Here is a 15,235-nt window from a genome sequence, read left to right as displayed (position 1 = left end):
GGTCAGGCGATCTCGTGGCGGAAGTCGGCGGGGCGCGGCCGCTCGTGACCGAGCAGCATGATCAGCAGCGGCGCCTCGTCGGTGTCCTCCAGCCCCAGCCGCTCGGCGTACGAGACGTTGTCGAAGCCGAGCGCCACGCCCGCGCCGAGCCCGTGGGCGGCGGCGCAGGCGTAGAAGGTCTGCGCGACGGCACCGACGGCCGCGCCGACGAGGCGGTAGCCGCGGTCGCCGACCGCGTCGAGGACCGCGGTGGTCCGCACGGTCGGCACGAGCACGGCCGCCGCCTGCTCCAGGTTGTAGTTGGACAGGAAGTAGTTGGCCTGGAGGAAGGGGCCGGGCGGCCCGGCCACCACCAGGCGCAGGGCGTGGGCCGCCGGATCGTAGGCGTAGCTGCCGGGGGCGATGCCCTCGACGTGGTTGACGAAGGCGTACAGGGAGGTGAGCGGCGGCCCCTCGGGCCGTTCCGCGTCGCTGCCCACCCGGGTGGCCGCGCAGTCGGCCAGCGCGGCCGCCAGCTGCCCCGCCGTCACCGGCCGGCTCGCGTCGAACCGGCCGAAGCTGCTGCGCCGCGCCCGCAGCGCCGCCGCCGGCTCCAGCGGGGCGGCGTCCGGCACGGGCAGCGGCACGCCCTGACCGCCCCGGGGCGGGTACGCGGCGGCCGCGTCCAGCGCGCCCGGAGCCGGCCGGCCGCCCGCCCGGCCCAGCGTGGCGCCGTGGATCCGGCGCAGCGTCTCGAAGCCGAGCACGGTCCGGGAGCGCTCGCTGTCACGGAGGCGGACGGCGGGTGCCGCGGCGGGTGCCGCTGCGGGTACCCGGGGCCCGTCGCCCTCCCACTCCAGCGGGAGCACGGCGAAGATCCCCTCCTCCTCGGGGACCACGCCGAGCAGCCGGGCCAGCCGCTCCTCGTCGAACCACAGCGCGGGCGCGATCCGCAGCCCGTACGCCCGCGCCCACAGCCGCCAGGTCTGCAGCAGCGCGCCCACGTCCATGCTCACCGCGTGGAAGGAGAAGCTGTTGTACTTGAAGGCGTTCTGCCAGTACTTGACGCCGAGCACCAGGTACTGGGTGCAGCCGTCCGGGCCCGCCCCGAGCGCCGCGCGGACCTCACCGGTGACGTCGCCGGTCAGCAGCCGGCGCAGCCCGTGCTGGTGCGGGGCGTAGTGGTACACCCCCGGCGTGAGGGGGCCGCCCGCCCCGGCGGCCCAGTACACGCCGACGGGGTAGAGCCCGCCGCCGGAGGCGGTGCCCCGGGACCAGTTGGCCTGCGTGTAGTGGGGGAGCGCCGCCAGGTCGGTGTTGGCCTGCACCCCCAGGCGCCGGCCGGTCAGCCCGTACGAGTCCTGGAGCATCCCGGAGAGCAGCGGCAGGGTGAACCCCGGCGCGGGCCGCGGCCCGTCCGCCGGATCCGGCAGCGGCAGGGTCTCCGCCTCCGCGTAGAACTTGGCCTTGCGGGGGCGGTCGGCCCAGTCGGGCACGAAGTCCACGGGCTCCATGGGGATCCGGCCCCGGTACATGATGGCGCTGGCGTAGTCATGGGCGTAGCCCACGGGTCCTCCTCGGTCGATCGGAGCGTGCCGGAGCGTGCCGGCGGCCGGGTCAGGGGAAGGGGTGCGGGGCCGGGTTGAGGTCGGAGTCCTCCAGGTCCCGCTCGCGCAGCCCGGCCTCGCGCAGGGCGGTCCGCAGCCGCGGCATGCCCAGGGCCCGCTGCCGCGACCAGCCGAAGTCGATCGGCAGCAGCCCGGGTACGAGCACGCTCACGGTGTGCAGTCCCAGCGCCCGCTGCTCGGGCATCGTCTGGTCGACCACCACCACGTCGAACCCCCGGGCGGCGACGGCGTCGACGCACCGCGCCAGGTCCTCGCGGACGTCGTCCGACACCCCGTCGGGGCCCAGCAGCGCCGACACCGGACGCGGCGGCCCGGGGTACGGGGTGCGCAGCAGGAAGTCGGCGTGCCGGCCCATCTGCGGCACCCCGTACACCAGCGGGTGGTCGTGCAGGGCGGTGACCAGGTCGAAGTCGGCCGCCATCGCGCGCAGCCGGTCTGAGTCCCGCTCGGTGCGGCCGGGCAGGTTCACCGCGTCCGTGGCGATCTCGCACAGCGCCGAGTCCAGCGCGGACTCCGGGTCCAGCCCGGCCCCCGCCCCGAAGCACATCCGGCCCGTGCCCCCGTCGAAGCGCTCCGCGACGGCGGTCACCACCGGGATCGGGAAGCTGATCCGCGTGTCGAAGAACCGCGCCCGGTACCCGTACAGGGCCAGCCGGTCGACCATCGCCCGGGTGGAGGCCCGGGAGCTGGTCGCCGGATCGATCTCCGGCAGCGGCTGGCGCCCGTACCAGGCGAGCAGGAAGGCGTCCCGCTCCACGACCTCCATCAGCCCGAAGTAGCAGGCCTCGGCCAGGCTCCCGCCGGAGGCGCAGCCGTTTGAGCTCTCCTGGACGAACCGGTTCTCCAGGCCGGGCGCGTGGTAGTACGTCAGGACCTCGGGCACCAGGCGCGGCTCCCGGTCGCGCAGGGACCAGCCCCATACCCAGGGGATCTCCCGGTCCGGGTCGAAGGGCCGCACCCGGGGGTTGTCCCGGTGGAACCGCTCCCCGTACAGGCCGACTTCCCGCGGATCCACGGCCTCGGAGCCGAACGACCGGAGCGAGCCGGTGACGCTGGTCGTACGGGAGCGGGCGCGCATCCCCGCGTACCGCTCCAGCCCCTCCAGCACCCCGACGCGCGCGCTGCGGTCGAAGGTGTCGGTGTGCCCGCCCCAGAAGGTCTCGCGCAGGTACTCGCCCGAACGCATCGAGAAGCAGCCGATGGTGGCCGAGGTGGACGTCGAGGAGACGTCCTGCACCAGGGAGGGCCCCAGCGCCCCGCACAGCGGATTGGCGAAGGCCGCCACCTCGATGGCGTACTCCTCCACGGGACGGGTACGGAAGGCGCCCGGCCGGTACTTGGGCGCCGGCGCCAGGCCCGGCGGTGCGGGCCCGTCCACCGTGGGCGTGGCGCACACCGGGCACTCGGGATCGGGCACCAGCGGGTAGCGCCGGACCGCGCCCGTGCGCAGGTCGAGCGACCGCACCTCGGGGAACGGGCCCGCCCCCGGACCGTTCCCGGCGACCGCCGCCACCAGCGCGGCGACGGCGTCGGCGGCGAAGGGGTGCGCGTACGGCCACCCGCCCACCGCCCGCGTACCGCTACCCAGCTCCAGCGCGTCCCGCAGCGCGACGGACCGGACGGCCTGCCAGCGCCGCTCCAGGCACCGCGCGCACCCCGGACCCGCCACGGTCACGGGTCCGACGACGGCCTGGTGCCCGTACAGGCTCACCGGAACCCCGGCCCCGCCCGGCACCGCCGCGTCCGGGGCCGGCGCGTGGAAGGCGTCGCGCAGGCCGAGGGCCGTCAGGGTCACCGCGGGAGCGTCCAGGTCCGTCAGGGCGCGGTCCAGCAGGGCCGCGAACCGTCCGGCGGCCTCCGGGCCGAGCCCCTCGGACACCGAGGCGGCGGCCGTCACCCGGCGGGCGGGGGCGTCACGCGTCATCGCCGGGCTCCCGCTCCGCCGTGAGCAGCACCCGCACGGTGTGGACACCGGCGCCCGCCAGCTCCGGCGCCCCGGTCGCCACCACGTACGCGTCCCGTCCGCCGGCGCCCAGCCGCTCCAGCACCGCGTCCCAGGTGGTCTCCGGGCCCGCCGCCGGCACGGGGGCCGCACCGGAGACCGTCAGCGCCCGCGGGTCCAGGTCCCGCAGCAGCGGATCGCCCGTGTCGGCCGGGCCTCCGGCCGCCGGATCGGCGGCGTACTGGACCGCGCCCAGCAGCTCCCGCAGGGCCGCGACCGCCGCCGACCGCCGGTCCAGCCCCTCGCCCAGCGCCCAGTGTTCCCCGGACCGGGCCAGCAGCACCTCGACCCCGCTGCGGGCGCCCTCGCCGAGGTCCAGCACCTCCGGCTCCAGCCCGAGCCGCTCCGCCGACCGCACGAGGAAGACGAGTTCGGCGTCCTCCCCCTCCCGCGGTTCCGGCAGCGCCACCGGGGCCGCCGCGGCGCCGCGCACGGCCCGCAGCAGCGCGCTGTGCCCGAGCGCCGACAGCAGACCGGCGGCGGCCGAGTCGGCGGGGGAGGGGCCGGCCCCCGCCCCGGCACGGGTGCGCTCGAAGAGGCGGTCGGCGTTGTGCGGGCCGAACGGCCGCACCGCGCCCGCCGGGACCAGCGCCGGTTCCTTCGTCAGCAGGGACACCGCCCGCTGGTACGCGGACACCTCGCCCGGTATCCCGGAGGCCGTCGTCAGCCGGGCCGCCGTCACCGCGTCGCCCCAGCCGCCCGCGGTCAGCCCGCGCGCCGGCACCACGTGCTCCGCGTACACCAGCGCCGCGGCGTCCAGCGCCCGCATCCGCGCCCCGGCCACGTGGTGGATGTCGAAGGCGGCCACCGCGCGCGGCCCGGCGTGCCCGATGCCCAGCTCGACCACGCCCAGCTTGAGCGGGATCTGCGTCAGCTCCTCGTCCGCGTACCGGGTGAACACCCCCGCGTACGGCCGCACCGCCGCGGAACGCCGGTTCAGCTCCTCGACGAGCTCCTCCGCCTCCCGGGCCGTCTCCAGCGTGGGCAGCGCGGGCGTGCCCGAGCGGCCCGCGGCGGCGAGGTCCACGGACACCGGGGAAGGTTCCTCCTGCGCGCAGAACGGGCAGCGCGGGTGCGGGAACAGCGGCTCGGCCGTCACGTCCAGCGAGGCCATGTCCTGGACGAGCAGCCGCCCGGCGGTCTCGGCCGGCAGGGTCCCCGAGGTCGCGCGGAACACCTCGTACCCCAGCAGGTTGCCGATCATCGCGGCCAGCGGCCGGCCCGGCACCGGCCCCGCGGCCGGGGGGCTGCCCGGCAGCGCCAGCGCGCTCCACAGCTCGGCCGCGCCCGCGCCCCCGCGCGCCGCGCCCAGCCGCAGCGCGGCACAGGACCAGCAGCCGACGGTGCCGTGCGTCATCAGGGGGCCCACGACGGCGTCGCCGCCGTACGTCCAGGCGGGCAGCAGCGAGCGGCCCTCGGGTATCCCGGCGCGCAGCAGCGGGAGCAGCCGGGCCGGGGCGTCGGTCCCGCCGGTCACCACCACGAAGTCGTAGCCGGCCAGTTCCTCCCACCCCGACGGGAGGGCGGCCAGCGTGCGGACCTCCACCGGACAGCCGTCCGCGACCGCCTCCGCGGCCTCGGCCTCCACCTCGGCCACCGCCGGCCCCGGCGGCAGAGCCACGGCCGCGCAGCCGTTGCGCACCAGGGAGACCGCGCACCAGCGGGCGACGGGGTCCTCGCCGAGGACGGCCACCCGGGTGCCGCGGAAGCGCAGGAAGCGGGCCTCGGCGTCGTCGGCGTAGTGGTCGGCGTAGGCGATCTGCGGCGCGTACCGCCGTGCGACGTCGGGCTCGGGGACCGCGGCCGGGGAAGTGGACTCCGGCTCGGCCACGGGACGGGCGAAGTCCCTGTCGTACAGGGTTCTGACGAGTTCGCCGACCATCGCGCGCTGGGGTGCGCCCAGCCCCTGACAGAGCTCGGCCACGGAGTGCTCGCCGGTCAGGTGAGGGACGATCAGCGTCGCGAAGCGGTAGGCCGCGCGGGCGGTGAGGCGGAACCCGCCGTCGGAGTTGTGGAACAGCACGCCGTCCGGCGTCTCGGTGAAGAGCACGTCCCGGCGGATCCGGGGCCGGGTGGCGGCGACGTCGTCGAAGCTGGCTTGGGACATGGAACACCTCTGCTTGCGGTCTGGTGGGGTCGGAGACGTGAGGTGGGAAATGCCGGGGCGGGAGGGGCGGGAGGGGAGGGAGGGGCGGCGGGCTGTGGGGGGTGCGCGGCCGGCGCCCACCGCAGGGGTCGGGCGGGGCCGGGAGGAGCGGGTCGCGGGCGGGTGGGGGTGCGCGACGGCGCGCGTGCGGGCCGGGCGGTGCGTGCGGGACGAACGGTGTGGGCGTGACGGAGCTGGGCTGCCGGGCGAATGGGGCTGCCGGGCAAGTGGGGCTGCCGGTACGAGCGGTGCTGCCGGACCGGGCGTGGGCCCTGGGGCAGCCGGGGCGGTACGGGGTCGGGCGGGGCGGCGTATCAGCGCGTGAGGGACGTCGTCGCCGCCGCGTCCTCGCCGTCCCGGGCCAGCCACCGCGCGTAGACCTGGAGGAAGGCATGGATCCGGTACGGCTGGCCGGGCGGCCCGTCCTCCAGCATCCCCGCCTCCACGAGCTGTTCGAGGACGGTTTCGCTCCCGGCCGCGCACAGCCCCTCGGCGGGATCGAGCGAGCCCACCCGCAGAAACGTTTCGCGCAACGGGGGCGGGAGCACGCTCACGGCCTGCCCGAACACCTCCGGCACCGACAGCCGCGGGTCCTCGGCCAGCGCCAGCCTGCCCGGCGGATCCTCCGCCAGCCAGGCCGTGCAGTCCGCGACGGACAGGCCCGGCCGGGTCAGCAGCCGCCCGGCGGCGATCCTCAGCGCGAGCGGGAAGTGGCCGCACACCGCGGCCAGTTCCCGGACGGCCGCCTCCTCGGCGCCGATCCGCTCGGCCCCGACCAGCCCGGCGAGCAGCCGGTGGGCCTCGCCCGTCCCGAGCACGTCGAGCCGGTGCACGGCCCCGCCGTGGGTGGCGACGACCGCGGCGAGCCCGCGCCGGCTGGTCACCAGCACCGAGGCGTCGCCCGTGCCGGACAGCAGGGGAAGCACCTGTCCGGCGCCGGCCGCGTTGTCGAGGAGGACCAGCCGCCGCCCGCCGCCGTCGGGCTCGGGTAGCAGCTCGCGGGCCTCCTCCACGCCGAGGGCACTGCCGTCCGGGCGGGCCAGGTCGACGACGGTCACCCCGCCGGGGAAGGCGTCCCGGACCTCGTACGCGCTCTGCCGGGCCAGCGCCGACTTGCCGATGCCGGGTGCTCCGGAGACGACCACGACCCGGGGCCCGTCCGCGTCGGTGAGCCGCAGGGCCATCGCCCGCAGGTCCGCCTCGCGTCCGGCGAAGCCGCGTACCGGCGTCGCCCCGCCGGCCGGGGAGCCCGCGCGGCCGGGGTGGGCCGTACCCGCGCCGCCGGGGTGCCCCGCGCCCGCGCCGGAGCCCCGGGGCGGAACCGGGCCGCCGACCGCCGGCGGGTCCTGCCGCGAGGGGAGTTCGGCCATCCCTTCGGCACGGACGGCCGGCCCCAGCTCCTCGGCCCGCAGGATCGCGAGCTCCAGGCGGCGCAGTCCGGGTCCCGGGTCCACACCGAGTTCCTCGCGCAGCCGGTCGCGCACGGTGCGGTACTCGGCCAGCGCCTCGGCCTGCCGTCCGGTGCGGTAGAGGGCCTCGATCAGCTGCTCGGTGAACCGCTCGCGCAGCGGGTACCGGCGGCCGCTCCCGTAGAGGTCGACCAGCACCTGATGGCAGTTGCCGGCGGCGAGTTCGAGGTCGCATACCCGCTCCAGCACCCGCAGCCGCTCCTGTTCGAGCGCGGGCACCGCGTCCCGCTGGAGCATCCGCGAGGCCACGTTGGCCAGGGGCTGGCCGTGCCAGAGCGAGAGCGCCTCGCGCAGCCGGTGCAGCTCCCCGTCCGTGCCGGCGGCGGCGCGGGCCTGCGCCGCCAGTAACCGGAACAGCACCAGGTCCAGGGTCTCGGTGTCGTTGCGCATCCGGTACCCGCCCGGTACGGCCTCTATGGTCGTCGCGGATATACCGTATTTCGCGAATAACCTGCGCAGGCGCAGTACGCACGTCTGGAGCGCGGCCCGCGCGGTCGCGGGCGGCTCCTCGTCCCAAACGGCGCGCAGGAGATAGCCGGTGGAAACCACGGCGCCGGGATGGAGGAGAAGCGCCGCGAGCAGACTGGTGGGCTTGGACGGTTTGAGAACCACTGTCTCGGGGCCGTGCGCAATACTCAGGGGCCCCAATAGCTGGAACCGCATGATGGTCCCCCGTGTCGGGTCACGTGTTTCGCAGACGGGTGTGACGGGTGCGGTGGTCTGCGGAGCTTCCGTGCCGGACATGTTCCGGAAATAGTCCGGACCATGGCCTGAGGATGCTCGCCGCTCCCCGTCGGGCGGTGAATATCTGGAACCCTACATAACGGATCTTGCGAAAGTCGAGGCGTCGACCGCAACATTTCCGGCGCACGGGCGCGCCTTCTCCTCTCCGTCACCCGGACGTCCCGTGGGGTTACTGTCGGCGCGTCAATGCTGTTCACGAGTAAACGAGTCCCGATGGTCGGCTCGCTTGAGTCTGAATTGAGTGCGCATTACCCGCGGGTCGAAACGGGATGGGGCGAGATCCTCCGCGTGGCCGAATCCAGTCGTCCGGGATGGCGGATTCCGTTTCCCGGAACGGAATCCGCCCTCGTGCGAGAAGGTGCGTCCGGCGCTGTTACTCGAAACGGTCCGTGTCGCCCGCGCCGCGGCGAATGATTTCGGCCTCGCCGCCGGAGAAGTCGATGACCGTCGTCGGCCGGGTCCCGCAGTCCCCGGAGTCGAGCACGGCGTCCACCACGTGGTCGAGCCGCTCCTTGATCTCCCAGCCCTGCGTCAGCGGCTCCTCCTCGTCCGGCAGGAGCAGCGTGCTGGACACCAGGGGCTCGCCCAGCTCGGTGAGGAGGGCCTGGGTGACGAGGTGGTCGGGGATCCGGACGCCGACCGTCTTCTTCTTGGGGTGCATCAGCTGGCGCGGCACCTCCGACGTGGCCTTCAGGATGAAGGTGTACGGGCCTGGCGTCGCCGCCTTGATCGCGCGGAAGACGTCGTTGTCGACCTGTACGAACTGCCCCAGCTGGGCGAAGTTCTGGCACACCAGGGTGAAGTGGTGGCGGTCGTCGAGGTCGCGGATCGTACGGATCCGGGTGAGGCCGTCGCGGTTGCCGAGCCGGCAGCCCAACGCGAAACACGAGTCCGTCGGATACGCGATGAGCGCGCCCGAACGGATGCTGTCGGCCACGCCGCTGATGGTGCGCCGCTGGGGGTTTTCCGGGTGTACGTCGAAATACTTCGCCATCCGTCGAGCCTACGGGACCGGACCGGCACCCTCCGCCACCCGCGAACCCCAGGGCGCCCTCCCGCGACCCCGTAGGGGGTGGCCGGAAATCGTGCTCCGGTGCGATGGGCCGGGCGGCCGTGAGGGGCGGCGGACGGCGCGCTCTGCTCCGTCCGGGTTCTCTTGGCGTGCCCGTTCGGCCCCAGGGCCGAGTTTATGATCATCGTTTCGTGATCCGGTCGTTTTGATGCTGCCATCCGGCGTGTGCGACCTGGGAGGGCTGCGTGGCGAAGTCACGGACTCAAGCGTGGAGTGCGGCGGCAGCGGTGACGGGCGCCCTGCTGGCCGTCGCCGCCGCCCCCGGCCAACCGTCCGCGGGGAACGGCCCCTTGGGCCGGACGGCGGCGGGCGCGGCCCGGGACGCGGCGGTCACCCTGCTGGTCGGCCGAGCCGTCGACGGGGAGGACGGCGACCGCGGCCCCGTCACCGCCGGCTGGTGCGAGGCCGGAGCCTTCCGGGGCGGGCCCTGCGGTGCCTGGCGGGAGCAGCGGGTTCTGGCCACCGCCCGCGGAGCCGCTTCCGTCCTGCCCGACCCGGCGTTCCGCCGCCCCGAAGCCCTCCCCACGGACGCGGGCGGGCCCCTGGAGATCGCCCTCGCCCGCTCGCAGGCCGGCGGCCTCACCGACGTCACCGTCCACGACGGCCACGGCCGCCACCTGGCCGGCGCCCTCGCCCCGGGCGGCGGCCACTGGCGCAACACCGAACCGCTGCGGGCGGGGGAGAGCTACACCGTGCGGGTCGGCGCCCAGGACGGGGACGGCACCCCGGTCGGCGTCACCATGGCCTTCCGGACCGCGCCCCCCGCCGACGGCGGCAGGCTCACCGCCGAGTTCGGACCCCGCCCGGGCACGTACGGGGCCGGGGAGATCGTGACGGCCGTCCTGAGCCGCCCGGTCCCCGCCGGGGACGCCGACGCGCGGGCCCGCGTCGAACAGGGCCTCCAGGTCACCTCGGAGCCCCACGTCGAGGGCGCCTGGCACTGGGTCGACGACACCACCCTGCACTTCCGGCCCCGCACCTACTGGCCCGCCCACACTGTGGTCCGCGTCCGCAGCGGCCTCGACGGGGTCGAGCTCGGCGGCCACGGGTACGGAGGCCCCTCCGAGTCCCTGGAGTTCACCGTCGCCGACCGGATCGAGGCCGTCACCGACTCCGCCGCCCACGAGATGACCGTACGCCGCAACGGCCGGGTCATCCGGACCATCCCGGTCACCACCGGCAAGGCGGGCTTCCTCACCCGCAGCGGCATCAAGGTCGTCCTGGGCAAGGAGGCCAAGGTCCGCATGCGCGGGGACACCGTCGGCATCCAGAAGGGCACCAAGGAGTTCTACGACCTCCCCGTCCTCTACGCGACCCGGGTCACCTGGAGCGGCGAGTACGTCCACGCCGCGCCCTGGTCGGTCGAGGCGCAGGGCGAGGAGAACGTCAGCCACGGCTGCACCGGCATGTCCACCGAGGACGCCGCCTGGTTCTTCGAGACGGTCCGCGAGGGCGACATCGTCGAGGTGGTCAACAGCGGCGGCGCGCCGATGGCCCCCTTCGACAACGGCTTCGGCGACTGGAACGTGGACTGGCGCACCTGGCTGTCGGGCAGCGCCCTGAGTTCCGCCGCCGCCCGCCCGGCACCCCTCGCCGCGCACGCCCCCTCCCGGCTGCACCCGACGACGTGACCGGGCCGCCGGGAGCGGCCGCGCCCGGCCCGCCCGCCGCTCCCCCCGCCACCGGGCCCACCGGCCGGGCCGTCCCGCCGCGCCGGGCGCTGCTGGCCGGCGCGGCCGGGAACTTCGTCGAGTGGTACGAGTTCGGCGTGTACGGCTGCTTCGCCACCGTCATCGCCGACCGCTTCTTCACTCCGGGTACGGAGGGCACGGACCCGGCCGCCCCGCTCCTGGCCGCCTACGCCTCCTTCGCCGTGGCCTTCTTCTTCCGGCCCGCCGGAGCCCTCCTCTTCGGCCGCCTCGCCGACCGGGCCGGGCGCCGCCGCGCGCTGGTCCTCGTGATCGCCCTGATGACCCTCGCCACCACCCTGATCGGCCTGCTCCCGGACCGGGCGACGGCCGGCGCCGCCGCCCCCTGGCTGCTCGTCCTGCTGCGCGCGGTACAAGGCCTGTGCGCCGGAGGGGAGTTCGGCGGCGCGGTGGCCCTGATGACCGAGCACGCGCCCCCGGGGAAGCGCGGCCGGTACGGGGCGTGGCAGTCCTTCACCGTCGCCCTGGGCCTGCTCGCCGGAGCCGCGGCCGCCGCCCTGACGGCCTCGCTGCTGCCCCCGGCGGCCCTGTCCGCGTGGGGCTGGCGGATCCCGTTCCTGCTGGCCCTGCCGCTCGGCCTGGCCGCCCTCGGCCTGCGCACCGCCCTCCCCGGACCCGGCCCCCGCACCCCCTCCCCGGAACCCGCCCCCGTCCCGGAACCCGCCCCCGCCCCGGGCATCGGCACGGTGCGGGCCGTGGCGCTCGGCGTCGGGCGGATCATGGGCTGGTCGGCGGCCGGGTACACCTTCCTCGTCGTCCTGCCGTCCTACCTCCAGTCCACGCTCGGCGCGTCCTTCCGGGAGGCACTGATCGCCACCACCCTCGCCAACCTCGGCTTCGCCGCCTCGATCCTCCCCGCCGGCCGGCTCAGCGACCGCGTGGGCCGCCGCCCCGTCATGCTCGCGGGCGCCCTCGCCGTGGCCCTGTGCGCGCTCCCGCTCCTGCACCTCCTGCGGGACCCGGCCGCCGCCGCACCCGCCAAGGCGGCCGCCCTGCTCGCCGCGGGCGCCACGGTCGGGCTGCTCGCCGGCCCCGGCCCCGCCATGCTCGCCGAGATGTTCCCCTCCTCCGCGCGCTGCACCGGACTCGGACTCGCCTACGCCCTCGCCAACGCCGTCTTCTCCGGCTGCGCGGGCCTGATCGTCACCGCCCTGACCGCGGCCACGGGCGACCCCGACGTCCCCGCCTACTACGCCGGCGGCCTCTGCGCCCTCAGCGCCCTCGCCCTGTCCGGCCTGCGCGGCGACGACCACCGGGGACCGCTGCGGTGAGGGTCGTCGGGCTGATGTCCGGAACCTCCTACGACGCCGTCGACGCCGCCGCCGCGGACATCGCCCTCGACGAGGACGGCGCCCTGCGCCTGGTCCCGCTCGGCATGGTCAGCGCCCCCTACGAGGAGACCCTGCGGGCCGCCCTCACCGCCGCCCTGCCGCCCGCCGCCACCACCCTGGCCGACGTGTGCCGCCTCGACACCCGCATCGGACAGGCCTTCGCCGCGCTGGCCGTCCGCGCCGACCGCGAACTGTGCGCCGGGCGGGCCGAGCTGATGGCCTCGCACGGGCAGACCGTCTTCCACTGGGCGGACGCCGGCAGGGTGCACGGCACCCTGCAGATCGGCAGCCCGGCCTGGATCGCCGAGGCCACCGGCTGCCCCGTCGTCAGCGACTTCCGGCCCCGCGACGTCGCCGCCGGCGGCCAGGGCGCCCCGCTGGTCAGCCTCGTCGACCTGATGCTGCTGCGCGGCCGCCCCGGCGTCCCGGCCGCCCTGAACATCGGCGGGATCGCCAACCTCACCGTCCTCCCGCCGGCCGGCCCGCCCGTGGCCTTCGACACCGGCCCCGGCAACGCCCTCCTCGACGCCGTCGTACGCGAACTCACCGCCGGGCGGCTCGACCACGACGCGGACGGCGCCCTCGCCGCGGCCGGACGGGTCCACGCGCCCCTCCTGCGCCGGCTCCTCGACGAGCCGTACTACCGGCTGCCCGCCCCCAAGACCACCGGCAAGGAGCTCTTCCACCCCGGCCACCTGCGCGCCGCCCTGGCCCCCCACCCCGGCCTCCCACCACAGGACGTCCTGGCCACCCTCACCCGGCTCACCGCCCGCACCGTCGCCGACGCCCTGCGGCCCCTGGGCGCCACCGAGGTCATCGCCTCCGGCGGCGGCACCCGCAACCCCGCCCTGATGGCGGCCCTGCGCGAGGAACTGCCCCCGGGCACCGCCCTGCTCACCTCGGACGCGCTCGGTCTGCCCGCCGCCGCGAAGGAGGCGTACGCCTTCGCCGTCCTCGGCTTCCTCACCGTCCACGGCATCCCCGGCAACGCACCCGACTGCACCGGAGCCCGCGGCCCCCGCGTCCTCGGTTCCCTCACCCCCGGCCGCCGCCCCCTGGCGCTCCCGCCCGCCGTCAGCCGCCCGCCGGGCGTACTCACCATCGGGGACCGGCGCGCGAGCGGCCGCCGTGCCGTCAGCGCCGCGGCGGGGTCGGCAGCGTCGTGCCGTCCTGCTGCAGGAGGGTGAGCAGCACCAGCGCGTCCGTCCAGCCCAGCGGCACCACGGCCTTCGGCAGGCCCTTCTCGTCCACCGTCTCGGGGAGCTCGCCGAGCAGGTTGCGCCGGGACAGCACCCAGTCCAGCACCGCGCCGCCCTTGTCCCGCCGGCCCGTCGTCGACCAGGCCAGCGCGAAGAAAGAGGTGCTCGCGGTCCAGGAGACGTTCCCCCACGGCGCGTCGGGGTCGTTCCCCGGAACCACACCGCCGTTGGGGCGCAGCAGCGCCCGGTAGGTGTCGTCGAGGGCGGCGGGCAGACCGGCGGGAGCGGTGTTGAAGGGCGGAGCCATGAACGCGGCCGCGCTGTCGCGGCCGTGGAGCCCGTCGACGGTGCGCGGGTAGCCGAGCGGCGCGAACCGTTTCGCGATCCCCGCCTCCAGCCGCCCGGCGGCCTGCGCCCACCGCCGCGAGTCCTCCGCCCGCCCGAGGCGGGCCGCCAGGTCGGCAGCGGCGTTCAGCCCCGCCAGCAGGGGGGCGGCCGTACCGATGTTGGCGGTGCCGGTGGGCAGTTCCCAGTAGTCGGGGGAGGCCGGCGGCAGCCCCTCCGCGTCCAGGGACCCGGACGTGTGGTCGGCGGCACCGGCGATCGCCGGGTACAGCGCGCGCAGCCGCTCGTCGCGGTCCGCCACGGGAGCCGCCCGGTACCACTGCCAGGTGGCCCAGGGCACCCAGCCGTTGGCGTCGAGCTGCCAGGTCCGGGAGTCGGGCGGCCCGGAGCCGTCCAGGCGGGTACGGGCCTCCCAGGTGCCGTCCTCCCGCTGCGTGGCCGCGTTGTACCGCAGGATCCGGTACGCCTCCTCGTCGTGGCCGGTGTGTGCGAAGGCGGCCGCGGCGAAGGCCGAGTCACGCGGCCAGGAGAAGTCCCAGAAGGGGGACCAGGCCGCCGCGAAGGCCCCGTTGGGACGCAGCAGCGCCCGCATCGACAGCAGCGCCCGCTCCGCGCCCGCGCGCCGCGCCCCGGCCGAACCCGGGACCGCGCCGGAGGCCAGCCAGCGCCGGGACTCGGAGATCTGGGCCAGTGCGCCGGGGTCGTCCGCCGCCACGACGCGCGACTTCGCCGCCCCCGGCGGGAGGTAGCGCCACCGGCCCGACGGCAGCGCCAGCACGTTGCTGCCCTCCACGTAGTGGGCGCCGACCGCGAAGGGCGGGTCGACGGCCTCCACCGCCTTCCCGTCGGTGAGCAGCCCGGCGGTCCGCGCGCCCCGCATCGTGTCCGGTACGTAGCAGGCCTCGGTCTCCCCGCACCGCTCGCCGCCCTCCGGGTTCACGTAGAACGCGAGCCGCCCCTCGTCCTCCTGCCAGCCGCCCAGCTCCTCGTCGTACCGCGAGGCGGCCGGAAGGCCCGGCGACGCCGCACGGGTGCCGTGCCAGACGACCGGCCGGCCCCCGGCCGTGGCGGCCTGCGCGAAGAGGTAGTACCTGGCGCCCGGCCGCAGCGCGGCCTCCAGCGGGACCTCCACCCAGCCGGCGCCCGGCCCGCCCAGCCCCGCGAGGTCGACCCGGCCGGACGCGACCGCGGAAGCGGGGTCGTCGCGGACGCCGCGAACCTGCACGTCCACCGTCCCCGTCCCGGCACGGCTGCTCAGGTACAGGCTCACCCGGGTCAGCCGGGAGCCGTCGGAGACGAACTCCTGGGCCCCCGCGTGCCCCGTCGTCCCGGACCCCGCGATCCCGTACAGGGCCACGTCGTGAGCCGGCTGCCCGTCGAAGGAGAGGGGCCCGCCCGTGGCGGCCCGCCCGTACACGGCGGGCGACAGGGTCGCCAGCAGGGCGGTGGCCACCAGAACGGACCGGATACGCATCACGCATGGCCTCCACAGTGATGAAGCGTCATGAAGCAGTTCGCGTCGCGCACTCGGCGCGCCGTTCAGTCAATATGACCCGGCCGGGGCGCCACGGCGTGGACGCTACCGCTCCTGCCGCGCAGGACACCCGCACT

General features: G+C 76.1%; 9 protein-coding genes. 3 read left to right on the top strand and 6 right to left on the bottom strand.

Annotated elements, in window-relative coordinates; all coding sequences use genetic code 11:
• Positions 1-2: 2 nt before the first annotated feature.
• The 5 genes from OG295_RS01365 to OG295_RS01345 all read right to left on the bottom strand — a co-directional run bounded on the left by OG295_RS01365 (position 3) and on the right by OG295_RS01345 (position 8,962).
• Entirely contained in the window at positions 3-1,547 is a 1,545-nt protein-coding gene (locus OG295_RS01365) for a SagB family peptide dehydrogenase (RefSeq protein WP_371675102.1), read from the bottom strand.
• Positions 1,548-1,596: 49 nt separating this feature from the next.
• Positions 1,597-3,531, bottom strand: coding sequence for a TOMM precursor leader peptide-binding protein (locus OG295_RS01360; protein ID WP_371675101.1), 1,935 nt, complete (start codon positions 3,529-3,531; stop codon positions 1,597-1,599).
• Positions 3,521-5,716, bottom strand: a complete 2,196-nt coding sequence (locus OG295_RS01355) for a TOMM precursor leader peptide-binding protein (RefSeq protein ID WP_371675100.1) — start codon at positions 5,714-5,716, stop codon at positions 3,521-3,523. Before OG295_RS01355 ends, OG295_RS01360 begins: the two co-directional genes overlap by 11 nt.
• A 353-nt stretch (positions 5,717-6,069) precedes the next feature.
• The gene (locus tag OG295_RS01350; protein WP_371675099.1) at positions 6,070-7,773 is read right to left on the bottom strand and encodes a BTAD domain-containing putative transcriptional regulator; all 1,704 of its coding nucleotides are present in this window, start codon (positions 7,771-7,773) and stop codon (positions 6,070-6,072) included.
• Between the two features lie 568 nt (positions 7,774-8,341).
• On the bottom strand, positions 8,342-8,962 hold the full coding sequence (locus OG295_RS01345; RefSeq protein WP_371675098.1) for an L-threonylcarbamoyladenylate synthase: 621 nt from the start codon (positions 8,960-8,962) through the stop codon (positions 8,342-8,344).
• Positions 8,963-9,225: 263 nt separating this feature from the next.
• Between OG295_RS01345 and OG295_RS01340 the strand changes: the two genes are divergently transcribed.
• From OG295_RS01340 to OG295_RS01330, 3 genes are read left to right on the top strand one after another with little or no spacing between them, the layout of a single operon-like run.
• Entirely contained in the window at positions 9,226-10,671 is a 1,446-nt protein-coding gene (locus OG295_RS01340; protein WP_371675097.1) for an Ig-like domain-containing protein, read from the top strand.
• The gene (locus tag OG295_RS01335) at positions 10,668-12,020 is read left to right on the top strand and encodes an MFS transporter (RefSeq protein WP_371675096.1); all 1,353 of its coding nucleotides are present in this window, start codon (positions 10,668-10,670) and stop codon (positions 12,018-12,020) included. The genes OG295_RS01340 and OG295_RS01335 overlap by 4 nt, the downstream gene beginning before the upstream one ends.
• Positions 12,017-13,267 (top strand): anhydro-N-acetylmuramic acid kinase, encoded by a 1,251-nt coding sequence (locus tag OG295_RS01330; RefSeq protein WP_371675095.1) that lies wholly within the window; start codon positions 12,017-12,019, stop codon positions 13,265-13,267. The genes OG295_RS01335 and OG295_RS01330 overlap by 4 nt, the downstream gene beginning before the upstream one ends.
• Here the strand turns inward: OG295_RS01330 and OG295_RS01325 are convergent.
• Positions 13,215-15,101: a hypothetical protein gene (locus OG295_RS01325; protein ID WP_371675094.1), complete on the bottom strand. Its 1,887-nt coding sequence runs from the start codon at positions 15,099-15,101 to the stop codon at positions 13,215-13,217. The two genes, OG295_RS01330 and OG295_RS01325, sit on opposite strands and share 53 nt — an antisense overlap.
• Between the last annotated feature and the right edge of the window lie 134 nt (positions 15,102-15,235).

The sequence above is a fragment of the Streptomyces sp. NBC_01276 genome (assembly GCF_041435355.1).
GTDB lineage: Bacteria > Actinomycetota > Actinomycetes > Streptomycetales > Streptomycetaceae > Streptomyces.
Note: the sequence above shows the minus strand (reverse complement) of the source record. Positions and strands in the feature narration are given on the sequence as shown.